The following is a 22,029-nucleotide window of genomic DNA, read 5'->3' as shown; positions in this document are numbered from 1 at the left end:
GTCTCGCTTTCCAGAGACTGCGCTGTTGGACTGACATCGAAGATGACATGGATCGATCAAAATACACCGCTGAATCCTTTGCTGAACATGAGTGCACGGCGAAACACCGTAACGATGGCGATGGTCAGTGCGAGAAGCACGGTGGACAGTGCTGCGGCGAAGGGCCAATCCAGCAAGACAGTTGTCTGCTGACCGATCAGCGTTGCCATGAGCATTGACCCGGGTCCGCCAACGAGGGCGGGTGTGATGTAGAAACCGAGTGCCAGCACGAAGGTGAGGATTGTTGCGGCAAACACCCCGGGCAAACTCAAGGGAAGTGTGACAAAGATAAAGGCACGGATCGGACTGGCACCCAAGGATGCTGCCGCGCGGCGAAGCTCGACAGGCAAAGTCTTCAGTGTCGAGTAGATTGGCAAAATTGCGAAGGGCAGGAGAACATGCGTCATGGCCACGATCACGGCGCCTTGCGTGTAGAGCAGCTTGAGCGGCTGGTCCGACAGCCCCAATGCCTGGATAATGTCGTTGGCAATACCGTTTCTCTGGAGGAGAACGATCCAGGCGTAAGAGCGGATCAAAACCGACGTCCAAAGGGGAACCAGCACGCAGCCGGCAATAACGGTGGCAATTGTCGGCCTTGCCTGCGCCATGGCATAGGCGACCGGATAGCCGATGAGCAGGCACAGAGCGGCCACCGCAAAGGACAAGGAGACTGTGGTCCACAACACGTCCAGATAGAGGCTTTCGCTGATCAGGCGGTGATAGGCTTCGGCCCCGTTGTTGAAGCTCATGTTCACCAGACCCGCCACCGGATAGACGAAGGCGACCAGTAAGATCGCGGCAAGCGGGACAACCAGCATGATGGATGGCAACATTGCGTAGCGGCGTGCCGAGTTGCCGCGCAAGAGGCGCCGCATCCCGTCACGGGAGATAGAGATTGCCGGATAGCTCATGCCGTCACCTCGCCATCATGCGGAAAAAGAAGTGGCATGTGTTCGGCAAATCGCAGCGCAACCCGATCACCTTTGGCGGGCAAATCGATCGCACTGGCATTCATTTGCACGCTGACGACGGTCGATGCGGCATCATCAAGTCGCACCAAAGCGGTCGTATGGGCCCCGAGGAAGATAACCGTTTCGAGGCGTCCAGTGAGGTCGCCGTCAGCCGTCGTCTCGAAGGGAATGAGCGTTAAATGTTCGGGTCTGATGGCAAGCCGGCATGTTGCGCCTGTCGCTAGACCTTTGGCGCGAAGATTCTTGAAAGGCACGACAAGCGCCGCGCAGCCGGCGACGTCCAGAGAGACCGCGTGAGCGTTCACCGCATAGATCCGGGCGGGGACGAAGTTGACGGTGCCGATGAAGTCGGCGACGAAGGCTGTTTCGGGGGATCGGTAAAGCTCAGCAGGCGTGCCTTGCTGTTCAATCAGACCGTCGCGCATGACGACAACCCGATCGGACATGGTCAATGCCTCTTCCTGGTCATGAGTGACGTAAATTACAGTGGCGCCCAAGCGCTCCTGCATGCGCTTGATCTCGATCTGCATGGCCCCACGCAACTTCTTGTCCAGTGCCCCGAGCGGTTCATCCATGAGGATGACCGGTGGATCGAACACCAGCGCGCGGGCAAGGGCCACGCGCTGCTGCTGACCGCCGGACAATTGATGGGGATAACGCCCGGCAAGGGCGCGCAGCTGGACGAGGTCGAGAAGAGCCTCAACCTTGCTTCGCGCGTCTGAGCGTCTCTTGAGCCCGCGCATTCGCAAGGGAAATTCGACGTTTGCCTGGACGGTCATGTGAGGGAAGAGCGCATAACGTTGAAACACCATGCCGATGTTTCGGCGATTGGCGGGTATATGAGTGACATCGACATGACCGACATGCAGTGTCCCGGCAGATGGCACCTCGAAGCCGGCAATCATCGACAACAAGGTGGTCTTGCCGGATCCGGAGGGGCCGACGATCGAAACGAACTCGCCGGCGGCAATGTCAATGCTGGCATCCTGGACGGCCCAAGTCGGGCCATAGCGTTTCTGAACGCCGAAAAGGCTCAATGTTTGACCAATCAAATCTGGTTCCCTCACATGTTTTGTTGGTCACGCGCAAACGGACAGCCTGCAAGGCCCAAAGGGCGATGCAGCCTTGCGGTCCGCGGTGACAGTGGTCGTACAAAGCGCTATGTTTGATGCGACAAATCTTTGCATAAACTTCACACTTCAGTTTTTGTTGCATCAAAAATTGGATGTGTCAACGCGCTTAAGGACAGATAAAGCAAATGACAGCAACCGGTGAGCGCAGCGACATGCCGAGCAATCTCGGCAGTGCCGCCTACGACGAGATGAAAGACCGTTTAATGCGCGGCACCTACAGGCCAGGAACAAAGTTGACCGTGCGCCTTGTCGCCGACACGCTGGGCGTGAGTTCGACACCGGCCAGAGACGCGATCAACCGCCTGGCTGCTGAAGCGGCACTCGCCTACGCTGGACCGAAGACAGTCGTGGTCCCGGTTCTGACGGAAGCGGATCTGCACGAAATCACAGCAGTCCGTATCGCGCTTGAAGGACTTGCCGCGGAGCAGGCCGTGAAATCAGCGACTTCGGCGGATGTCGATAAACTTGTATCTATTCAAATGCTTATAAATTCAGCGCTCGATGCGAGCCGATATGAGGACGCACTTAGCCACAACAAGGAGTTTCACTTCCTGGTCTATCGACTGTCGGGCTTTCGCAATCTGGTTGCCATGATCGAGACGCAGTGGCTGCGGGTCGGACCGTCTTTTCACGATCTTTATCCTGAGTTCGCGCTGGAGCGACAAGGTGTGAGAAATCACGAAATGGCGATGGAAGCACTCGCCGATCGCGACGGCAACGCGCTCCGCGCGGCGTTCGAAAATGACATCCGCGAGGGGAGCCGGCGGTTACGCAAAGCCATCGGAGAAAGACGACAGCGACACAGATAATTTTGTCACACCGGGTTGACCATTCCAATTTTTGTTGCAACAAAATGCAAAGCCGGTGCAAAGTTCCGGTTTCCCCGCAACAGATGAAGGTCAGGCCATGCCCACCGCGATGCAAAGCCGCCCCGCGGCGCCACCGAACCTACGTTCGGCGCCACATTATATGCGCGCCCAAAAGGTATTTCCCGCTGGCGTGACGCGAGCAACGATCGAACGGGATCCCCATCCGATTTATATTCGTTCGGGGGAGGGGGCCTATGTGACCGACATCGATGGCAAGCGCTACCTCGACTTGAACAACAATTTCACGACGCTGATCCATGGCCACTGCTTTGCACCGGTGAGCGATGCTGTGTTGCGTCAAGTGCGGGAGGGGTCCTGCTTTGCCAATCCGACACCGCATGAGATCGCGCTAGCCGAACTTCTGGTGGAGCGGATCTGTGCTGCCGAACGCATTCGTTTCGTCAATACGGGGACAGAAGCGGTCATGTTCGCAATCAAGGCTGCGCGAACATTTACGGGAAAGCCGGCCATTGCCCGCTTTGTCGGCGCCTATCATGGCGCCTATGACTGGGCGGAGATGGGGCAAAATGGAAGAGTCGGTCACCCGGGGAATGGCAGCGCGGCAAGTCCCGGCTATGGAGGGCAGCCGCAAGCCGTTGCCGATGATGTCATCCTGCTGGACTTCAATGACGGTGAAACCACAGAAGACCTCATCATTTCGAATGCGGGGCGATTGGCCGCCATTCTGGTTGATCCAATGCCCAGCCGGGCGGGCCTTCTGGCTCCTAAGCCTGGCTTTTTGGCGAGGCTGTCTAGACTGGCCGCTGAACACGGGATCCTCGTTATCGCCGACGAGGTTCTAAATCTTCGCCAGGGATATTCGGGGGCATCGCCGCGCTACGGGCTTTGCCCGGACCTGGTGACGGCCGGGAAGATCATTGGCGGCGGCCTGCCCATCGGCGCCATTTGCGGACGCCAGGATGTCATGTCGGTGTTCGGCAGTTCCGACGGAGCAACCCGGCTCTCACAAGGTGGGACTTTTTCTGCCAATCCCCTGTCGATGGTGGCGGGACTTGCGGCCATGCAATCCCTTCAGGCGACGGACTTTCAGCGTCTCGAGGCATTGGGCGACGACTTGCGGCACAGGCTTGCGCAGGTAGCGCGAAAACACGGCGCACGGTTCTGCGTCAATGGAGCCGCTTCGCTATTTCGGATTCACGCCAGGGCGGACATTCCAACCCGATATGCCGACGCAGTCGAGACTGCGCAGCAAGGGGAAATATCGCGTTCGCTGGTCCGGCATTTCCGAGAACACGGCATCTTGCTGCCGATGGGCGCGGCGGCGTGCCTATCGACACCGATGGGACATCAGGAGATTGATCTGATCGTTTCGGTTTTCGATGACTTTCTGGATGAACACCCGGAATGGCAGGAGGCAGCATCTCAATGAGCATTAAAGGAAGACAGGAAACAGTTGCCGAAAGGGTTGCCCAATCGCTGGTGCGCCATGAGGTGAAATTCATCTTTGCCCAGAGCCTGCCGTCCGCCGTCATTCTTGCGGCAGAGGCCGGAGGCATCCAGCAGATCTCCTACCGGCAGGAAAACATGGGCGGTGCGATGGCGGATGGCTATGCGCGGCTGTCTGGCAAGGTCGGCGTCGTCGCCGCCCAGAACGGCCCTGCGGCCACCTTGCTGGTGGCACCCTTGGCGGAGGCGTTGAAGGCGAGCATTCCTGTGCTCGCGCTGGTTCAGGATGTGGAGCGCGATCAGACGGATAAGAACGCCTTCCAGGATATCGACCAGATCGGCCTCTTCCAGGCCTGCACCAAATGGGTTCGTCGCGTCGGTGTGGAACACCGTATCGAGGATTATATCGATGCGGCCTTTACAGCGGCGGCCTCCGGGCGTCCGGGCCCGGTTGCTCTGCTCTTGCCGGCTGATCTGCTGCGTGCACCCATGCCTGAGGATTCGCTTTCGCGCCGTCACAATCTGGGTGCATGGCCGCTTGATCGCCAGGTGCCACAGCGCGCAGCACTGGAGGAAGCGGCTGACCTGATTGCCAATGCCCGGGCACCCGTTGTCGTGGCGGGCGGCGGTGTCCATGGCGCACGCGCGTACGAGGCGCTTGCCGCGCTGCAGGACATCGCGTCTCTTCCCGTGTGCACAACCAACATGGGCAAGGGTGCGGTCAGCGAGGATCATCCGTTATCGCTCGGTGTGATCGGATCGCTGACGGGTCCAAGATCGCTCGGGCGACACACAAGCCGGTTCGTGAAGGAGGCGGACGTCGTGCTGTTGATCGGGACCCGAACCAATCAGAACGGCACGGACAGCTGGAAACAGATCGGGCGACAGGCAAAGGTCATCCACATCGACACAGATCCTTGCGAGATCGGCCGCAATTACGAAGCCTTACGCCTGGTTGGAGATGCCCGCGAAACGATTGAGGTGCTTGTGACATGCCTCAAGCAGCGCGATTTGACACGATCTGCCGCCCGGCGCCCCAAACTCGAACAGGATATCGAAGCCTCATGGAAGTCCTTTGAGGCCGATCGTCTCGACGTTTATCAATCGGAGGCGGCACCGATCCGACCGGAGCGGGTGATGCAGGCATTACAGCCTTGGCTTGAGAAGGGCCTGATCACTGTCGCCGATGCCAGTTACTCATCGATGTGGATCCTCGGTCAATTACGGGCGCGCCAGGCAGGGCCACAATTTGTCACGCCGCGGGGCCTCGCTGGACTGGGATGGGGTGTCCCATTGGCCATGGGTGCGAAGCTTGCAAAGCCGGATAGACCTGTGGTTGCTGTCGTCGGTGATGGTGGATTTGCCCATAGCTGGGCAGAGATCGAGACAATGATCCGCCACGGCATCGCGGTCACCACGATTGTCCTGAACAACGGCATCCTCGGATTTCAAAAGGATGCCGAGACGGTGAAGTTCGGGCGGTATACGAGCGCCTGCCATTTTGCGCCGGTCGATCATTGGCGCATCGCGGAAGCCTGCGGATGCGAAGGAGTTCGCGTGGATCAGGCGGATCAACTGCAAACGGCGATTGACGGGGCCATCAGTTCGCAGGCGCCGTGCTTGATCGAGGTTATCGCTGATCCGGCAGCGCATCCGCCTCTGTCGCTTTTTGCCGGAATGGACTCGGCCGCATGACGAAGGAGATCCGGCAGCGCGTGGCATTGGTGAGCGGCGGCGGGTCGGGAATTGGCCTTGCCATCGTCAAGCAGCTGCTCGCTGCCGGGTTTCATGTCGGCTTTTTCGGGCGCAGTCGCGAGAAGATCCGCACTGCGGAAGCAGAACTGCGAACGCACACGACAGGCGCCAAATTCCTGGGTTTGACGGGTGACGTTTCTTCCAAGGCAGAGATTGCCGAGATTGTGGGAGAGACTACAGAGCGGTTTGGCCCGATCGATACCTTAGTATACTCGGCTGGCATTTCACCGAAGATAGCAGACGGGATGACCGCTGTGCCTTTCAACGCGCTTTCGGTTGAGGAATGGAACGCGGTGCTGGCAACGAACCTGACGGGGGCGATGGTGTGCTGCCAGGCCCTTTTGCCACAAATGATGGAAAGACGCTTTGGCCGGGTGGTTTTCGTTGGATCGATTGCGGCGCGCACGGTGCCGCGACTTGCGGGGACAGCCTATGCCGCATCGAAAGCCGGTTTGAGCGGCCTTGCAAGATCCTTGATCGCCACCGCCTCCGGCACCGGGGTGACCATCAATACGATTGCGCCTGGCCATATTGTGACGGAGATGACAGGCGGCCAGGCCGGCCAGCACAATCCGGATGCAATAAGCCGAATTCCGGTGGGACGATTGGGCCTTCCTGAGGACGTGGCATCCATGGTGAGGTATTTGGTGTCCGAAAACGCCGGGTTCGTCAATGGCGCGGTGATCGACGTGAATGGCGGAGAATTCACCCCGCTTTGAGGAGGCCTAACCGGTGCGACGTGTTCTGGTTTGCCTGTTGGATGCGCAACTGTTTGTCCTGCTGCAGCATGTGCTGGCGGCGGAAGGATTTGCAGCCGTTGCGCCACCCTCACCGCGACACCGAACGGCCCAGATCCCTTTTCTCGACTATAACGGATTGGATGCGATCCTGCTTGAAGTGCCTGATCGGACGGGGTGGTTTGAAGCCAGCGTTGCGGCTCACCGGGACGCAGCTATCCCGCTGGTGATCATCACGCGCGACGACCACCTCTCTCCAGACCCACGTCTCAAATCGGCCCTTGTCCTTCGTCGCCCGTTCAAGCCAATCCAATTGCTCGAGTTTCTCCGCACGCTGAGACACGATCGAACCAAAGAGGTCTCGGACCACTTGCTGGTTTTCGAAGATGTTGAAGTTGATCTTGCGACTCACACAGCCCGCCGGTCCGGGAAAGCCGTTCAGTTGACGGGCCTGCAGTTTCGCCTTTTGGCGCATCTGATGGCGCGTGCAGACAGAGTGTGCGGCCGCGATGAATTGATCGAGGCTTGCTGGAAGACGAAACAGCCGGTTGAGCCGCGGACAGTGGACATCCACATCGGTGAGATCAGGCGGCGCCTTTGCGCGCATGGTCCTGATCTGATCCGAACGGTGCGCGGGGCGGGTTACTGTGTTTCTGCCGGCGATAGACCTGTTGATCAAGCCGGCAATTCAACCGCCACCTGACGGCCGCTCAGTTCGCACAGGCTTTCACCAATCTCGCACATCGCGCCACGTCCTCGTCGCGCCCCTCAAACCAGGCGTCGATGCCAAAATAGGCAATGGCGGTCACAGCATCCGCACCGAATATTTCATGCGCCAGTTTGAGGACGACCGCATCTTCGGCGTCCGAACCGCGTTCGATGTCTGCTGAATTCAGGTCATGCGCCATGGTGCTCTCCTCGCGTCCGGCGAAGAGATCAGGAGGTTTACCGCCGGACGTTGATGCAGCGCGTCTCACAAAGGAGAGACGACGAGCCGTCCCTGGCGTAGGTCTTGACCTGAAAAGATCATAGCGCCTCGAATTCAGCCGCTCAACCCGAAACTGGCGCGGTGTCACAAAACCCGGTCATGACCGACCTCCAAAGGGTGGCCGCATCTGCGGCTCATGCTGCGATCGTTTTGTGGCAACATGGCAAAGGCGCTGAAACGTCCAAAACTGCACTCGCACCGGACGGGGCTCCCCTCTCACCCGCAGAAAATGCAAAGTGTTGTTCCGGCGCGGCGCCGACTGATGTATCATTACCCGAACCCAACCCCTTGGCGTCCTCGCCAGCCTTGAGCCGCCACCTTCAACCATCAGGATTGCCGATTTTTTATAGCTCATGATGAAATCATCACTCGATCACATCCCCCCGAAAAAGCAGAGAGAGCTCGCACGAACCGTCGAGATCCTGCACGAGGAATTCGAGGACGCTCTGAAGGATGGAACCGCTGGGTTCAAGAAGCGCGGGCGCATCCTGAAGATCATCCTGTTCGGCTCTTATGCCAAGGGCGGCTGGGTGGACGAGCCCTTCACCATGAAGGGATATCGTTCGGACTTTGACCTGCTCATCATCGTCAACAACCGCAAGCTCTGCGAATACGCCACCTACTGATACAAGGCGGCAGATCGGTTGATCCGCGATCCGCAGATCGAGACCCCTGTCAGCTTCATCGTGCATTCCCGCCGCGAGGTGAACACCTACCTGAAGGAAGGGCAGTATTTCTTCTCAGACATCCGCAAGGAAGGCATCGTTCTTTACGAACTGGATGACGAGCCATTGGCAGAGCCTGTGCCACTGACACCGGAGGAGCGCTTGAGGGTGGCACGGGAGCATTTTGAAGATCGCTACTCGACTGCGTGCGGCTTCTTCGATACAGCCAAATACGCACTTGGCCGCGCGCGCATCAAAGAAGCTGCTTTTCTTATCCACCAAGCGCTGGAGCAGGCCTACTCGTGCGTGCTCCTCACCCTTACCAACTATGCCCCGCCGTCTCACAACATCAAGTTCCTTAGCTCAATGGCCGAGGAGCGAGACCGACTGCTGGCGGACGCTTTCCCACGGGATCAGCAGCGGGAACGCGCATGGTTCAACACGTTGAACGAGGCCTATGTTAAGGCTCGCTATTCGAAACACTTCGAGATCAGCGAAGAGGCGCTGACATGGATGGGAGAGCGAACCAACGTACTTTTAGCGCAGGTCCAAAAAACTTGTGAAGAGTATATCGTTCAACTACGACAATCACAGGCTGCAGTTGCGTAACGACAGTGACCCGGTCGCCAAGCTACCTCGGCTTCAATGACGGGGCGACAACTATACATTCATGACCAAGCGACTGGATCAGTCGTGAGCGCGACGAACATCCCACCTTTGCTTTTCTGACCAAGGCCGCGAGATATGCTCCTTCATCTACAGGAGCGGAACGGGATGGTTGGAGACCGCGCTGATGCCATGCTTGAAGTCATGGATGAAGGCATGCATGAAGCCAGGCATGAGGGAAAATATCGTCGGATCGAGGTTATCACCGGTCGTCGCCAGCGACGGAACTGGACTGCCGAGGAGAAGGCGCGCATCCTTGCGGAAAGCGCAGAACCTGATGTGAACATCTCGGCCGTTGCTCGGCGCTGGGGCGTCAATCGCGGATTGCTGAATGTTTGGCGTCGGGATGCCGGGCTGACCTCTCGTCGTTCGGCCAATGTCTGCGCGCAGCAGCCGATGTTCGTGCCTGTGACCGTGGTTGGCGATCGAACGTCGCCCGAACACTTGCCGTCGGATGCCGCCGACTTCGCCGCAGGTTGGATTGAAATCGAGATTGCCGGCGCACGCCTGACCATGATCGGCTCGGTGGCGCCCGAGTTGGCGCAAGCGGTCGTGACGGCGTTGCGGGGTCGCTGTTGATCGGTCTTTCCCCTGGCGGAGTGAAGATCATGGTTGCGACGCAACCTGTCGACTTCCGGCGCGGCATGAATGGCCTGGTGGCATTGGTGGCATCAGCACTTGCGGCTGATCCCTATTGCGGCGACGTGTTCGTGTTCCGCGCCAAGCGTCTTGATCGACTTCGCTGCATTTATTGGGATGGATCCGGCATGATCCTGGCGACGAAGTGGCTTGAGGCTGGCAAGTTCATTTGGCCCCCGATCCGCGATGGCTCCATGCAGATGACGCGCGAAGAGTTCTCGCTTTTGCTGGCCGGTATTGACTGGACAAGGGTGAAGCGAAACACAGTGAAGAGGCCCTTAAAAGTAGGTTGATCCTATTGGTTTTGCTTGAAGATTCGCACCTATATGGTAGGGTCTTTCATGCCACTTCGACCCGATCCCTTACCTCAGGATGCCGCGCAATTGACCCGGATCATTCTCTTCCTCGACGAAGAGAATGCCGACCTCAAGGCGCGTGTTGCCTTCCTGGAAGGCCAGCTCTTTGGTCCGAAGTCGGAGAAGATGGCGGCGGTCGATCCGACACAGGCGATGCTCGACCTGGGTGAGCTCAGCGACATTCCCGTTGCGGCCAATGACGATGTTGCCCCCGTGGCTGACCGGACAGCACCGGCACGGCGATCGCCAGCGCGCAACATCGGCCACTTGCCCAAGCACCTTCCGCGTTATGACGAGGTCATCGAGCCGGAGAGTAAGGTCTGCCCCTGCTGCTCATTCGAACTGCATTGCATCGGCACGGATGTCAGCGAGGCGCTCGACATCGTGCCGGCGGTTGTCCGGGTGAAACGGACGATCCGGCCACGCTATGCATGCCGGGCCTGCGAGAGTGGTGTTGTGCAAGCGCCAGCGCCGGCACGCGTGATGGATGGCGGCATGGTGACCACGGCATTCGCTGCCCATGTCGCTGTTTCGAAGTTTGCCTGGCATCTGCCGCCTCATCGTCAAGCCCAGATGCTTGCCTCCTGCGGCGTCATCATTGATCGCGGCACGCTCGGCGCCTGGGTCACGCGGGTCGCTTGGTGGATTGAGCTTCTCTACGACGCGCTGACCGCCTTCATCCGCTCGCAGCCGAGGGTGTTCTGTGATGAGACGCCGCTTCCGCAGCTCGATCCGGGGCGCAAACGAACCAAGGTCTGCCAGTTATGGGCGCAAGCGGTCGACGATTGCCCATGGAATGTTCCGGCGCCGCCGGCGGTGGCCTATACTTTTGCCGAAAGCCGTAGCGCTCGCGAGGTCGAGGGGCAGCTGTTGTGTAAGCGGTCAGCCGGCCACGTCTGACGTGAAGTTCCAGGGCATGAGAGCTTCGATATCGTGCGCGGGCCATCCGTTGGCCATCCGAATGAGCGTCTGTGTCAGCCAGGCGAGCGGATCGACGTTATTCATTTTGGCTGTCTGCAGAAGGGTGGCGATCGTAGCCCACGTGTTGCCGCCGCCTTCGCTTCCGGCAAACAGACTGTTTTTGCGCGTGATGGTTTGTGGGCGGATTGCACGCTCAACGATGTTGGAGTCGATCTCAATGCGGCCGTCTTGAAGAAAGAGCTCAAGAGATTGCCGGCGGGTCATTGCATAGCGGATCGCTTCGGCAGTCTTGGACTTGCCAGAGACCTTCGCCAGTTCCCGTTCCCAGATATCAAAAAGATTGGCGATAATGGCTGCAGACCGCTCTTGTCTGAGGGCCGCGCGGATGTCGGCACTCTTTCCGCGGATCTCGTCCTCAACCTTCCACAGCTCGCTCATTGCCTTCACCGAGGCAGTCGCTGCCTGATTGATCCCCGCGACATGCAGTTCGTAAAACTTGCGCCTGACATGATGGTATGGACGCCCCCTTCCGCCGGAGCCCGCCTCGAAGGATGATGGAGGCGTATCAACCAGGAGGTTCACATGGAAGCTCAAGTCAGTGTTGTTGGTCTCGATATTGCAAAGTCCGTCTTTCAAGTTCACGGCGCAGATTCTGCCGGGAAGGCGGTCATTCGAAGGAGGCTTAAGCGTGAAGAGGTCGAGGTCTTTTTCCGCGCGCTTCCAAAATCGCTCGTCGCTCTGGAAGCCTGCCCCGGCTCACATTTTTGGGCCAGGCTGCTGCGTGACATCGGCCACGACGTCCGTCTGATCCCAGCTCAATATGTTCGCCCCTACGTCAAGACGAACAAGAATGATGCCGCTGATGCCGAAGCGATTTGCGAGGCAGTGACGCGTCCAACGATGCGATTTGTTCGTAACCGTTTCGAGCGCCCCACATTCAACACGGATTCCGGATCGCGCATAATTGCCGTCTGTTGAATACTGCAATGTTGAGGTTATGCGGGTGTCGGACGATGAGAGGTTTGTTTTGCATGATGCTGATGATGGTCATCAGCATCATGCGCAAGATAGTTCGGACAGATCGGGAAGGTCAGCCCGTCGTGTCGAAGTGATCATTGGCGGCAACCAACGGCGGCGATGGACTGTGGAAGACAAGGCCAGGATCACGGCGGCGAGTTTTATGCCTGGCGCCAATATCGCCGCGGTGGCGCGCGAGCATGGTGTCAGCCAGGGCTTGCTTCACTACTGGCGCCGCTGCGCCCGCGAGCGGGTCTCGGACGAGCAGGAGATGCGATTTGTGCCGGTCGTAACACGTGATGACGAGGAGCCGGTGGCCCGTACAGACGAGCGGTTGACGATGCGCGTTGACGTCGGTGGCGCCAGTGTTCTCATCGAATGCAGCGTTGACGAGCGAGCGCTGCGAACGGTGTTCAGCGCGTTGCGGGGCTCGGCTTGATCTCGTTGCGATCGGGGTTGCGGATTTTGATCGCGTCCAGACCGGTTGATTTTAGAAAAGGCATCAACTCCCTTGCGGCATTGGTATCGACGACGCTGGGAGCCAACCCGTACTCAGGCGACATCTACATCTTCCGCAGCAAGCGCAGCGACCGATTGAAGATCGTGGTATGGGATGGCAGTGGCATGGTCCTGCTAACGAAGATCTTGGAAGATCGTCACTTCACATGGCCTCCTGTTCGCGACGGCGCCGTTCATCTCAGTGCGAGCGAAACGGCGCTTCTGTTAGATGGTCTCGACTGGACAAAGGTGGATCAGAAACCAGTCAAACGCCCGACAAAGATAGCCTGATCCTGTTGTAATTCATGGACAAATGCGGCCTTCTCAGCTAGTGTTCGTCATGCTCAATCGTGGCCAACACCTGCCTCGGGATCCTGACATTCTGGTCGGCATGATCCTGGAAAGAGACGCTGAAATCGAGCGTCTGCACGCGCTGTTGAAGGCCGCCAACGCCCAGCCGTACAGGCAGAAATCCGAGACATCACTGGCCGTTCTCGACGGCCAGGCCCGTCTCGATCTCGGAGACGAAGAGCTAATAGCCGAGGCCAGCTTATGCGACGGGGACCCGGAGCCTGTCAGGTCCCAACGCAAGGCTAGCGCCTCGTCAAAGCCGCGCCGCAACATCGGCGCTCTGCCTGATCATCTCGAGCGTGTCGTTGAGGTCATCGAGCCTCCATCCCTGGACTGCGCCTGCTGCCATGGGCGGCTGCATCGGATTGGAGAAGACGAGAGCGAGGCGCTCGCGTCTCGCCCGGCCACGCTTTATGTCCTGCGCACGGTGCGGCCAAAAATATGCTTGCCGGGCCTGTGAAGCCGGGATCGTTCAGGCCAAAGCCAGGCCGCGTCTGTTTGACGGTGGACTGGCAACGACCGCCATGATCAGCAATGTCGTGGTTTGGCGCTATGCCTGGTATCTGCCGCTTCATCGCCAGGTCCAGATGCTCAAAGGACAGGGGGTCCGTTTGGACACATCGACCCTTTGCGGGTGGGTGAAGCGCTCGGCCTGGTGGCTAAAATCGCTCTATGACAAATTGCTGGCCTACATTCATAGCCATTGCCGGGTGTTTGTGGACGAAACCCGAATGCCGGTTCTCAGGCGGGACAGAAGGCGCACCAAAGTCTGCCAGTTCTGGGCCCATGCGGTGGATGATCGCCCATGGAACGGGCCGGCCTATCCGGCTGTTGCCTATGTCTTCGCGCAGGGTCGCGGAAAGGGCGAGATCCAGTCGCAACTGGCGAACTACCATGGGCTTTTGCAGGTCGATGCCTACAAGGCTTACAAGAGCCTGACCCGACCTGGTCGCAAGGCGGGTTCGATTACGCTTGCCTATTGCCTGGCCCATGCGCGTCGCAAGTTTGTCGATGTCTACAAGAAGTACAAGTCGGATGTGGCCAGGACGGTGATCGAGCGGCTTGCGGAGATCTATGCGATCGAGGCCAGGATCCGCGGCACGAGCGCCGAGCATCGGCAAGCTGTTCGCCAGGCGACCACCAAAGGCCTGATGGCGGGTCTCAAGACGCTGTTGATGGATACGCTGAACGACATATCAGCCAAGGATCCTGTGGCATCTGCCATCAAGTACACGCTTGGGCTCTGGTCCGGGCTGACGCTCTTTCTCGACGATGGTCGGCTGGAGGTGGATTCCAATACCGTCGAGCGCACCATGCGTGGGATTGCACTTGGGCGCGTCAACAGTCTGTTTGCCGGCAGTGATGGTGGGGCTGAGACCTGGTCCATTCTTGGATCCTTGCTGACCACAGCCAAATTGAATGATGTCGATCCCTACACGTGGCTCAATGACGTGCTTGAGCGCCTGGTATCCGGCGAGATAAAGTCGACGTCCCTTGAGCGCTGCCTACCTTGGAATTGGAAACGGGAACATGCCGATATGAACAGGGCGATCGCAGCGTGAAGCGGCCCAAGCGTGCAAAACCGATGTCGCTTGAGCAGTTGGAAGTCTGGTTCGACAAGGCTGAACCAGAACCACCTTGCAACGGTGTGTCCATGCTGAACGGTTTCCTGACCGGCCTGGCGGTCGGCCCCGTCTTCCTGTTGCCGAACGACTGGATGTTCCATGTCATCGGCGAGCACGAGAAAAGAGCCTTCATCGGAACCAGGACCCAGGCGGTCATCGATACGATCGTCGATCATTACAATCTGGTCGCCCATCAACTGACGACACCGGGTCGCTATGCGCCGGTCCTGATGCGCACAGACGAAGACGACGTGCTTGCCGGCCATTGGGCTGATGGCTTCCTCGGTGCCATCACCCTGAACCCGCAGGAATGGGAACCTCTGTTTGCTGAGAAGCAGACCGGCGAGCCCCTCATGAGCCTTCTCATTCAGTCCACAAGACCCGACTTGGCCGAAATGATCTCGATGGCATTCCCAAAGCCTTCGCCGGACCTGCTCAAGGATGCATGGCGCGCAATCCCGTTTGCGGTCGAGCAGATTTATGCTCATTGCAAGCCGATGCGCTACAATCCCGCAGCACCGGCAAACGATCCATAGGCACCCAAAAGGCTTCAGCCTCGCAATAACGCCACCGGCAGCATCAATCCGACAACGTCAACACAGATGGGCCGTGGAGCGTTCGAAACGGTTACAATTAGAAGGGTTCAGATATGCTTATGTTACATGCAACAGTACCATGCGCACCTTCTAGAGCCATAGCTGCTTTCTGCTTGCGCGACGAAAAAGAGGGCGCTTGGCCTTAACAGCAACCGACATCGGCCGCTCAACTCCTTATTGAATTGCAGAGCAAATGTACTTGAGTTCAAGATATTCTTCGATGCCATAACGCGAGCCCTCTCGTCCAAGACCGGACTGCTTCACCCCTCCGAAAGGAGCAACCTCGTTCGAAATAAGTCCGGTGTTATGGCCCACCATACCGTACTCCAATGCTTCGGCGACCCGCCAGGTGCGGCGAGCGTTTTCCGTGTAAAAATAGGCGGCCAATCCGAATTCGGTGTCGTTTGCCATTGTGATGGCCTCTTGCTCGGTTTCGAAACGAAAAAGAGGCGCGACAGGGCCAAAGGTTTCCTCGCGAGCCAGCAACATGTCCCGATTTGCATTGATGAGAACTGTCGGCTCGAAAAACGCACCACCGAGAGCGTGGCGTTGTCCGCCAACGATGACTTTGCCACCTTTGGATACAGCGTCAGCCAAATGGGCCTCGACCTTGGCGACCGCATCCATATCGATCAACGGTCCGATCAAGATCCCTTCATCATACCCACGCCCAACGTGGAGCTGGCGCACGCGGTCGGCGAGTTTTCGGGCGAAGGTCATGTAGACGCCCGACTGGACATAAAGACGGTTGGAGCAGACGCATGTTTGACCGGCGTTGCGGTACTTTGAGGCAATTGCACCCTCGACTGCGGCGTCCAGATCCGCGTCATCAAATACGATGAAAGGGGCGTTTCCGCCCAGCTCCAGCGAGAGCTTCTTGATGGTTGGTGCCGACTGAGACATCAAAATGCGACCGACCTGCGTGGACCCGGTGAAAGATAGTTTGCGAATGACCTCGCTTGAGGTGAGGATCCCACCGATCTGCCTTGCATCGCCGGTTACAATCTGGAGAACGCCAGCGGGAACACCCGCCTGATCTGCCAGATATCCAAGCGCCAGGGCTGTAAGTGGCGTTTGCTCAGCGGGCTTGACAATCATCGGGCAACCGGCAGCAAGCGCTGGGGCCACCTTTCGCGTGATCATCGCGGCTGGGAAATTCCATGGGGTGATCGCTGCGCACACTCCAATCGGCTGCTTGAGAACGATCAGACGTTTGTCAGCGGTTGGAGCAGGGATGGTATCTCCGTAAATCCGTTTTCCCTCTTCTGCGAACCATTCCAGAAATGACGCTGCATACACGACTTCAGCGCGGGCTTCCGCCAAGGGTTTTCCCTGTTCGGCCGTGATGATTGCAGCGAGATCGTCAGCATTGACGAGCACAAGATCAAACCAACGACGCAAGATCTGAGAGCGCTCCTTCGCCGCCAATCTGCTCCACGCTTCAAACGCCCGCCTCGCGGCGGCAACGGCAACTTCGATCTCTTGAGGGTCGAGGCAGGAGACGGATGTCAAACCCGTCGCGTCAGCCGGATCCGTGACCATCATCGTGCGACCGCTTGATGCGCCCACCCATTCACCGTCGATGAGACATAGGTTGCGTAATAAATTCCTGTTTTTGAGCCGTAGCATCTTGCCTCCATACCGAAAGTTCAATATATTGAACATCATTTATTATATTGAACTAGATGTTATGCTCGACGGCTTGTCAAGGGAAGACGATGGATAAGGATGCTGAGAAGATTGCGAGCGGCGGCACCGCCGTGCCTGCCTTGCGTCGCGCCGTCGAGATTCTCAATCTCCTGGCGACGAGTGACGAACGCTTCTCGTCCGCGGAGATTTCCCGGCGTCTGTCGCTTCCAAAGAGTACTGCTCATGGACTGCTGTCGGCCATGATTGAGCTGAACCTTATCCGCCGCAGCGCAGATGGAACGATGCGCATCGGACCACAGTCTGTGCGCTGGGCTGGACGCTTCCTCTCGCAGATGGACGTCAGGACGGCTTTCAACGACTATCTTGACACCAATCGGCAATGGTCGGCCTACACGGTAACGCTGACGCTGCGCGAAGGGCCCGATGTCATCTACATTGCGTGTCGCAACTCAGAACGACCTCTGGGTCATACCTTTTCGATTGGGACACGCCTTCCAGCGGCGTTTACGGCGACGGGAAAGGTGCTGCTCTCGGAGTTACCTGAAGACGACCTCGATAACCTGTTTTCCGCCGGCCTGCCGACCCGCCTGACGTCGAACAGCGTGCAGACGCTCGAGCAGCTGAAGGGCGAACTTGCGCTTGTGCGCAGCCGCGGCTTTTCCGTCGATGACGGCCAGATACGCGCCGGCATGGTATGTGTAGGGGCGCCTGTTCGCGATCATGATGGAGACATTACCGCAGGTATCGCCGTCAGCTTCCTGCGCAGTGACTTGAAATCACAAGGTATTGCCGCAATTGGGGAACAGTTGAAAACTGCAGGTCACGCGATATCGCGCCGTCTCGGTGCTACCTGAAACGACGAATGGTACCCGAAAAAAGAAAGGCCGCCGGCTAACCGAAACCGATCGTTCCCGGCAGACTATACTGAACTCGATCCAAGACGATACTCGACTTCTGCAAAGCGCGCCCTAGCAGGCTGTTGAAGAAGTCTCTCGTTTGGCCGTGAGGACGGCCTCGTCGCCGTTGTGATAGGCGAATGTGATCTCGATTGCGCCGTCGTCGAGTAGTTCGGCGTGACCGTCGCCGGAGACTTCGTCCATTTCGTCAAATCCGACCCATGTGAAGTGGACCAGGGACTGGCTGTAGCCGAGATTGAGGCCGGCCTGCAGCGCGCCGAAGGCGATTTCGCCGTGGCCATCGGCTCCAATGGTGATCGTGGCGGGCTCGACCAGGTCGAGATGGCCGCGATCCCAAAGATCAGCATCGACGATCCGCCAGCGACCGATCAGGCGGCAGTGCGAGGCGGCGCTCATGGGGACGCCGCCATCAGCTTCGGCAACCGCACCAAGTCATAGGCCGCAACTGCAAAGGTGAAGGCCCATCCGACGCGGTCGCGGCCACGGAACTTCGTCTTATCCTGCCCGGCAATTGTCTTGATCCAGCCGAACGCTTCTTCGATCTGCTTGCGGATGCACAGGCTGATCCATAACCGGCATGGCGCGTGGTGCGCCCATCAATCGCCGAACTTCGACCATTAGTGTTCTGCGCCACATGCGGCGTCACCCGCATCGAGCGCAGCTCATTGACAAAGTCTTTGGTGTCATAGGCCTTGTCGGCTCCGAGCGTGATCCGGCAGGGCCGGTCGGCGCGGGGCTCGATCATATGCAGCGCCGCCACCCGCTCGGCATGCCCATTCGCCTCGGTCAGGCAGGCGTCGACAAGCAAGCCATGGCGGTTTTCCATCAATCCGTGCCCCATGAAGCAGAGCTTGGTCTCCTTGCCCTTGCCTTTTCTGTAGAGCCGGGCGTCCGGGTCGGTCGTCGAGGCGTGCGTCTCGTTGGTGCGTTTCTCGCCATGGAAGTCGACCTCTGCGTTCCGTCCGCCGCCTCCGACAGGCGGCGCACTCGGACCACCCGTCTGGCCATCCCTCGAGCCCTCTTTCGGCTTGACGGTTTTCATCGACGCCCAGGCTTCGATCAACGGTATGCGCCGTCCACGCCCCATTGATTTTGCATTTCAACGATTGGGTCAGGCCGCCTGCGGGCCGGATGTGAGCTCACCGGATAGTATCTGACGAGCTCATTGTGAGGCTTTGATGCGGGCGGCGTAGGCCCATGGCATCAGGGCATCGATGTCCTTGGCGAGGTGGCCGTTTGCGAGACGGGTGAATAGGTCGCAGAGATAGGCATAGGGCTCGACGCCGTTCATTTTACACGTGCCGATCAGGCTGGCAAACCGGGCCCAATTGCGGCCCCCTTCATCATGCCCGGCAAAGAGCGCGTTGCGGCGGTTCATGGCAGGGCGGCGGATGGCGTTTTCCACCAGGTTGGAGTCGATATCGACATGGCCATCATCCAGGAACAGCCGGAAGCCCTCCTGTCGCGTCAGCATATAGGCGAGTGCCTTTCCGAGGTCGGACTTGCGTGAGACACGCTCTGCCTGGGCCGCGATCCAGGTGAAGAACTCATCCACCAGTGGCGCGGACAATGCCTGTCGAACTGCCCGGCGATGTTCGGGATCTGACCCTCGAATGCTGTCTTCGATCTTGTAGAGGGCGGCGATCCGCACCAGTGCCTCATCGACAATGGGTGAGCCGCTCTTCGGTGCAGCCTTGATCAGCTTCCTGCGTCCGTGATGGTATGGACGCCCCCTTCCGCCGGAGCCCGCCTCGAAGGATGATGGAGGCGTATCAACCAGGAGGTTCGCCATGGAAGCTCAAGTCAGTGTTGTTGGTCTCGATATTGCAAAGTCCGTCTTTCAAGTTCACGGCGCAGATTCTGCCGGGAAGGCAGTCATTCGAAGAAGGCTGAAGCGTGAAGAGGTCGAGGTCTTTTTCCGGGCGCTTCCAAAATCGCTCGTAGCTCTGGAAGCCTGCCCGGGCTCACATTTTTGGGCCAGGCTGCTGCGTGACATCGGTCACGACGTTCGTCTGATCCCAGCTCAATATGTTCGACCCTACGTCAAGACGAACAAGAATGATGCCGCTGATGCCGAAGCTATTTGCGAGGCAGTGACGCGTCCAACGATGCGATTTGTACCCATCAAGGAGGAAATGCAGCAAGAAGTTTTGGTGATCCACCGCGTGAGGGAGATGCTGATCCGTCAACGGACCCAGCTCATCAACTCGATCCGGGGTCATCTCGCCGAGTTCGGTATCATCGCCCCGAACCGCGCCCACAACGTCGGCGTCCTGACAAAGCTGATCGAGGACGAAGATTTTGAGGAGCTTCCAGCCGTCGCTCGCCACGCCTTACGTTATCTTGTCGAGCAACTGAGGGAAGTGAAGTCCAAGCTGTTCCGTATCGATCAGGACCTAATCCGGATTGTAAAGGGAAGCGATGCCTGCCGACGACTTATGACGATCCCGGGTGTCGGCGTAGTGACGGCAACAGCTTTGGTATCCTCCATGAGAGAACCATCCGACTTCAAATCTGGCCGTCATTTTGCCGCTTGGCTCGGGCTTGTCCCGAAGCAGCACTCTACCGGGGGCAAGGATAGTCTTGGAGGCATCAGCAAACGTGGCGACGGCTATCTCCGGCGGCTGTTGATCCACGGTAGCCGATCTATCATGCGGTGGCGTGGTCGATCCTGGACCTGGCTTGCGAAGCTGAGGGATCGTCGGCCTGCCAATGTTGCGGCTGTTGCCGTTGCCAACAAAACCGCTCGTATTGTCTGGGCGTTGCTGAGGTTTGGCGGGACCTATGGGCATCCAGGAGAGGGCGCAACAATGAGAACAGCGTAATCGCCGAATTCGATCCGGATCGGGTCGATGTGGTTGCGAAGATAGAAAGCGAATGATGGCAAAGCCGGGCTAACCGGGAACCAACAGAGCCCGTTGGGCGCATCGAACCTTGAGTTCGCGTGGCGTGATTGGGAGTTGGTTTTACGGATCAACCATCAAGGCCGTGGGTCGCAGGGTGCGGCTCGCTCTGGAGGCCGAATAGATGACCGCAGCCGCAGGTTTGCCAAATGTGCTTTTTGCCCTTGCAAAGTCGGGGGCGTCCATAGATGCGCCCAACAGAAAGCCAGCTTCAGCGGAGCGCCGCCGACACGATCCGTTGTGGCGAGATGAGAGTAACCGCCATAGGCGTCTACCTGGATCGTCCCGTTGAAGCCATCGAGGATTTCAGCGGCATACTCGCCTTTGCGTCCGGGCCGGTAATGGAACACCACGCCCGGCGGAGCAGAGCCATTCCAGCCGCGATCATCGCGCAGCACAGCCCAGAGATAGCCGGTCTTCGTCTTGCCTCGCCCAGGATCCAAGACCGGAGCTGTTGTCTCATCGACATAAAGCCTGGTGCTGTCCAAAAGCAGCCGCTTGGCCATATGATCGACCACCGGGGCGATTTCGCTGCCCGTGCGCCCCATCCAATCAGCAAGCACCGTGCGGTCGATTGGCACCCCGTGTCGCGCCATGACCTCGGCCTGCCAGTTGAGCGGCATATGTTCGGAATGCTTGGAGACGGCAATCTCCGCCAGAAGGGCTTCCGTCGGCCAGCTTGCCTCCAAAAGATGCGCCGGGGCTCTGGCCTGGACGACGCCCGTGCGCCCCTTGGGGCAGGCGTATTTCGGGCGGATCGTGACGATCACCTCGTAGCGCGCCGGAATCCGGTCGAGCCGTTCCGTCCGGTCTTCGCCGATCCTGACCATGTTGCCGCAACCGCAGGGACAAACGATGCTCTCAGGCTCGATCACTCTTTCGACCCGCGGCAGGTGTTCGGGCAGTGCACGGGCCTTACGCTCCTTGCGAGGGGCGACTTTTTCCGGATCGGATGCGCTGGCGTCGATCTTTTTCTCGACGGCGGCAATCCGCGCCTGTGTTTCGGCAATCGCTGTTTCAAGGTCTTCCAGCGCCAGTTCCATCTGCGCTGGATCGAGCTTTTCCGATTTCGGTCCGAACTTCGTGCGCCGGTAGTCGTGAACCTGACCTTCAAGCTTCTCGACCAGATCCTTCAGTTCAGTGATGAAGGCGTCCTTTTCGGCCACCACCGCCTGCTCATGCTGACGTGCGGCGCGCTCGACCGACAGCTCGAACTGCATCGCAGCAAACGCCTTCACCACCTCTGGCGGAAGGTCCGGAAACAGGCTGAGATCAAGGGGCGACGACATGCGATCTTATAGCAAGGCAGCACAAAAAAGCCAAATA

General features: G+C 58.7%; 17 protein-coding genes and 8 pseudogenes. 16 read left to right on the top strand and 9 right to left on the bottom strand.

The features are described 5' to 3' along the window. Positions 1 to 56: 56 nt before the first annotated feature. Positions 57 to 950, bottom strand: coding sequence for an ABC transporter permease (locus G6N78_RS25285; protein WP_234906116.1), 894 nt, complete (start codon positions 948 to 950; stop codon positions 57 to 59). Beyond that, positions 947 to 2,077, bottom strand: coding sequence for an ABC transporter ATP-binding protein (locus G6N78_RS25280; RefSeq protein ID WP_234906115.1), 1,131 nt, complete (start codon positions 2,075 to 2,077; stop codon positions 947 to 949). Before G6N78_RS25280 ends, G6N78_RS25285 begins: the two co-directional genes overlap by 4 nt. A gap of 191 nt (positions 2,078 to 2,268) precedes the next feature. Here G6N78_RS25280 and G6N78_RS25275 point away from each other — a divergent pair, with 191 nt between their 5' ends. The 5 genes from G6N78_RS25275 to G6N78_RS25255 all read left to right on the top strand — a co-directional run bounded on the left by G6N78_RS25275 (position 2,269) and on the right by G6N78_RS25255 (position 7,614). After that, a complete protein-coding gene (locus G6N78_RS25275) occupies positions 2,269 to 2,952 on the top strand; it encodes a GntR family transcriptional regulator (protein ID WP_165225787.1) in 684 nt (227 codons plus the stop codon). Between the two features lie 160 nt (positions 2,953 to 3,112). Continuing rightward, complete coding sequence (locus G6N78_RS25270) at positions 3,113 to 4,402, top strand: aspartate aminotransferase family protein (RefSeq protein WP_370691556.1); 1,290 nt, start codon at positions 3,113 to 3,115, stop codon at positions 4,400 to 4,402. Then, on the top strand, positions 4,399 to 6,114 hold the full coding sequence (locus G6N78_RS25265; RefSeq protein WP_165225781.1) for an acetolactate synthase catalytic subunit: 1,716 nt from the start codon (positions 4,399 to 4,401) through the stop codon (positions 6,112 to 6,114). Before G6N78_RS25270 ends, G6N78_RS25265 begins: the two co-directional genes overlap by 4 nt. Continuing rightward, positions 6,111 to 6,893, top strand: coding sequence for an SDR family NAD(P)-dependent oxidoreductase (locus tag G6N78_RS25260; protein ID WP_165225778.1), 783 nt, complete (start codon positions 6,111 to 6,113; stop codon positions 6,891 to 6,893). The genes G6N78_RS25265 and G6N78_RS25260 overlap by 4 nt, the downstream gene beginning before the upstream one ends. A gap of 13 nt (positions 6,894 to 6,906) precedes the next feature. Further along, complete coding sequence (locus tag G6N78_RS25255) at positions 6,907 to 7,614, top strand: winged helix-turn-helix transcriptional regulator (protein ID WP_165225775.1); 708 nt, start codon at positions 6,907 to 6,909, stop codon at positions 7,612 to 7,614. Between the two features lie 7 nt (positions 7,615 to 7,621). Here the strand turns inward: G6N78_RS25255 and G6N78_RS25250 are convergent, their stop codons facing one another. Beyond that, positions 7,622 to 7,819 carry a Y4oE-related protein gene (locus G6N78_RS25250; protein WP_165225772.1) on the bottom strand — a complete coding sequence of 66 codons (198 nt, stop codon included), beginning with the start codon at positions 7,817 to 7,819 and terminating at the stop codon, positions 7,622 to 7,624. A 436-nt stretch (positions 7,820 to 8,255) separates the two neighbouring features. On the opposite strand from G6N78_RS25250, the pseudogene G6N78_RS25245 reads away from it, so the two are divergent. The 4 genes and pseudogenes from G6N78_RS25245 to tnpC (G6N78_RS25230) form a co-directional block, all read left to right on the top strand. Then, positions 8,256 to 9,173 (top strand): annotated as a pseudogene (locus G6N78_RS25245) (nucleotidyltransferase and HEPN domain-containing protein). Positions 9,174 to 9,338: 165 nt separating this feature from the next. Beyond that, the gene (gene tnpA / locus G6N78_RS25240; protein WP_165225769.1) at positions 9,339 to 9,809 is read left to right on the top strand and encodes an IS66-like element accessory protein TnpA; all 471 of its coding nucleotides are present in this window, start codon (positions 9,339 to 9,341) and stop codon (positions 9,807 to 9,809) included. After that, positions 9,806 to 10,162, top strand: a complete 357-nt coding sequence (tnpB, locus tag G6N78_RS25235) for an IS66 family insertion sequence element accessory protein TnpB (RefSeq protein ID WP_165225767.1) — start codon at positions 9,806 to 9,808, stop codon at positions 10,160 to 10,162. Before tnpA (G6N78_RS25240) ends, tnpB (G6N78_RS25235) begins: the two co-directional genes overlap by 4 nt. A 48-nt stretch (positions 10,163 to 10,210) precedes the next feature. Further along, positions 10,211 to 11,095, top strand: a pseudogene (gene tnpC / locus G6N78_RS25230) (IS66 family transposase); the annotation flags it as partial. 12 nt (positions 11,096 to 11,107) lie between these two features. On the opposite strand, the pseudogene G6N78_RS25225 reads toward tnpC (G6N78_RS25230), so the two are convergent. Continuing rightward, a pseudogene (locus G6N78_RS25225) lies at positions 11,108 to 11,662 on the bottom strand (IS66 family transposase); the annotation flags it as partial. A gap of 66 nt (positions 11,663 to 11,728) precedes the next feature. On the opposite strand from G6N78_RS25225, the pseudogene G6N78_RS25220 reads away from it, so the two are divergent. From G6N78_RS25220 to G6N78_RS25200, 5 genes and pseudogenes are all read left to right on the top strand, one after another. Further along, positions 11,729 to 12,058 (top strand): annotated as a pseudogene (locus G6N78_RS25220) (IS110 family transposase); the annotation flags it as partial. A gap of 91 nt (positions 12,059 to 12,149) precedes the next feature. Then, on the top strand, positions 12,150 to 12,602 hold the full coding sequence (tnpA, locus tag G6N78_RS25215; RefSeq protein WP_234906114.1) for an IS66-like element accessory protein TnpA: 453 nt from the start codon (positions 12,150 to 12,152) through the stop codon (positions 12,600 to 12,602). Next, positions 12,599 to 12,952: an IS66 family insertion sequence element accessory protein TnpB gene (tnpB, locus tag G6N78_RS25210; protein ID WP_165225761.1), complete on the top strand. Its 354-nt coding sequence runs from the start codon at positions 12,599 to 12,601 to the stop codon at positions 12,950 to 12,952. Before tnpA (G6N78_RS25215) ends, tnpB (G6N78_RS25210) begins: the two co-directional genes overlap by 4 nt. A gap of 49 nt (positions 12,953 to 13,001) precedes the next feature. Continuing rightward, positions 13,002 to 14,574 (top strand): annotated as a pseudogene (tnpC, locus tag G6N78_RS25205) (IS66 family transposase). Beyond that, positions 14,571 to 15,173: a YecA/YgfB family protein gene (locus G6N78_RS25200; RefSeq protein WP_165225758.1), complete on the top strand. Its 603-nt coding sequence runs from the start codon at positions 14,571 to 14,573 to the stop codon at positions 15,171 to 15,173. The pseudogene tnpC (G6N78_RS25205) and the gene G6N78_RS25200 overlap by 4 nt, the downstream one beginning before the upstream one ends. Before the next feature lie 234 nt (positions 15,174 to 15,407). Here the strand turns inward: G6N78_RS25200 and G6N78_RS25195 are convergent, their stop codons facing one another. Beyond that, complete coding sequence (locus G6N78_RS25195) at positions 15,408 to 16,862, bottom strand: NAD-dependent succinate-semialdehyde dehydrogenase (protein WP_165225755.1); 1,455 nt, start codon at positions 16,860 to 16,862, stop codon at positions 15,408 to 15,410. 89 nt (positions 16,863 to 16,951) lie between these two features. On the opposite strand from G6N78_RS25195, the gene G6N78_RS25190 reads away from it, so the two are divergent. Beyond that, entirely contained in the window at positions 16,952 to 17,737 is a 786-nt protein-coding gene (locus G6N78_RS25190) for an IclR family transcriptional regulator (protein ID WP_165225752.1), read from the top strand. A 114-nt stretch (positions 17,738 to 17,851) separates the two neighbouring features. On the opposite strand, the gene G6N78_RS25185 is transcribed toward G6N78_RS25190, so the two are convergent. From G6N78_RS25185 to G6N78_RS25175, 3 genes and pseudogenes are all read right to left on the bottom strand, one after another. Beyond that, the gene (locus tag G6N78_RS25185) at positions 17,852 to 18,196 is read right to left on the bottom strand and encodes a hypothetical protein (RefSeq protein WP_165225748.1); all 345 of its coding nucleotides are present in this window, start codon (positions 18,194 to 18,196) and stop codon (positions 17,852 to 17,854) included. Next, a pseudogene (locus G6N78_RS25180) lies at positions 18,193 to 18,863 on the bottom strand (transposase); the annotation flags it as partial. The gene G6N78_RS25185 and the pseudogene G6N78_RS25180, both read right to left, overlap by 4 nt. Positions 18,864 to 18,962: 99 nt before the next feature. Then, positions 18,963 to 19,517, bottom strand: a pseudogene (locus tag G6N78_RS25175) (IS66 family transposase); the annotation flags it as partial. 73 nt (positions 19,518 to 19,590) lie between these two features. On the opposite strand from G6N78_RS25175, the gene G6N78_RS25170 reads away from it, so the two are divergent. Further along, entirely contained in the window at positions 19,591 to 20,625 is a 1,035-nt protein-coding gene (locus G6N78_RS25170) for an IS110 family RNA-guided transposase (RefSeq protein WP_165225745.1), read from the top strand. 266 nt (positions 20,626 to 20,891) lie between these two features. Here the strand turns inward: G6N78_RS25170 and tnpC (G6N78_RS25165) are convergent. Further along, a pseudogene (gene tnpC / locus G6N78_RS25165) lies at positions 20,892 to 21,992 on the bottom strand (IS66 family transposase); the annotation flags it as partial. Positions 21,993 to 22,029: the final 37 nt, after the last annotated feature.

Source organism: Allorhizobium pseudoryzae (assembly GCF_011046245.1).
Classification (GTDB): Bacteria; Pseudomonadota; Alphaproteobacteria; order Rhizobiales; family Rhizobiaceae; genus Neorhizobium; species Neorhizobium pseudoryzae.
This window is presented reverse-complemented; position numbering and strand designations above follow the sequence as displayed.

What these genes read in the sequence shown, in the direction of transcription:
- G6N78_RS25195 (WP_165225755.1), bottom strand. Translation starts at nt 16,862, where the DNA reads ATGCTACGGCTCAAAAACAGGAATTTATTACGCAACCTATGTCTCATC.
- G6N78_RS25275 (WP_165225787.1), top strand. Translation starts at nt 2,269, where the DNA reads ATGACAGCAACCGGTGAGCGCAGCGACATGCCGAGCAATCTCGGCAGT.
- G6N78_RS25190 (WP_165225752.1), top strand. Translation starts at nt 16,952, where the DNA reads ATGGATAAGGATGCTGAGAAGATTGCGAGCGGCGGCACCGCCGTGCCT.
- G6N78_RS25265 (WP_165225781.1), top strand. Translation starts at nt 4,399, where the DNA reads ATGAGCATTAAAGGAAGACAGGAAACAGTTGCCGAAAGGGTTGCCCAA.
- G6N78_RS25260 (WP_165225778.1), top strand. Translation starts at nt 6,111, where the DNA reads ATGACGAAGGAGATCCGGCAGCGCGTGGCATTGGTGAGCGGCGGCGGG.
- tnpA (WP_165225769.1), top strand. Translation starts at nt 9,339, where the DNA reads ATGGTTGGAGACCGCGCTGATGCCATGCTTGAAGTCATGGATGAAGGC.
- G6N78_RS25170 (WP_165225745.1), top strand. Translation starts at nt 19,591, where the DNA reads ATGGAAGCTCAAGTCAGTGTTGTTGGTCTCGATATTGCAAAGTCCGTC.
- G6N78_RS25185 (WP_165225748.1), bottom strand. Translation starts at nt 18,196, where the DNA reads ATGAGCGCCGCCTCGCACTGCCGCCTGATCGGTCGCTGGCGGATCGTC.
- G6N78_RS25250 (WP_165225772.1), bottom strand. Translation starts at nt 7,819, where the DNA reads ATGGCGCATGACCTGAATTCAGCAGACATCGAACGCGGTTCGGACGCC.
- G6N78_RS25270 (WP_370691556.1), top strand. Translation starts at nt 3,113, where the DNA reads ATGCGCGCCCAAAAGGTATTTCCCGCTGGCGTGACGCGAGCAACGATC.
- G6N78_RS25285 (WP_234906116.1), bottom strand. Translation starts at nt 950, where the DNA reads ATGAGCTATCCGGCAATCTCTATCTCCCGTGACGGGATGCGGCGCCTC.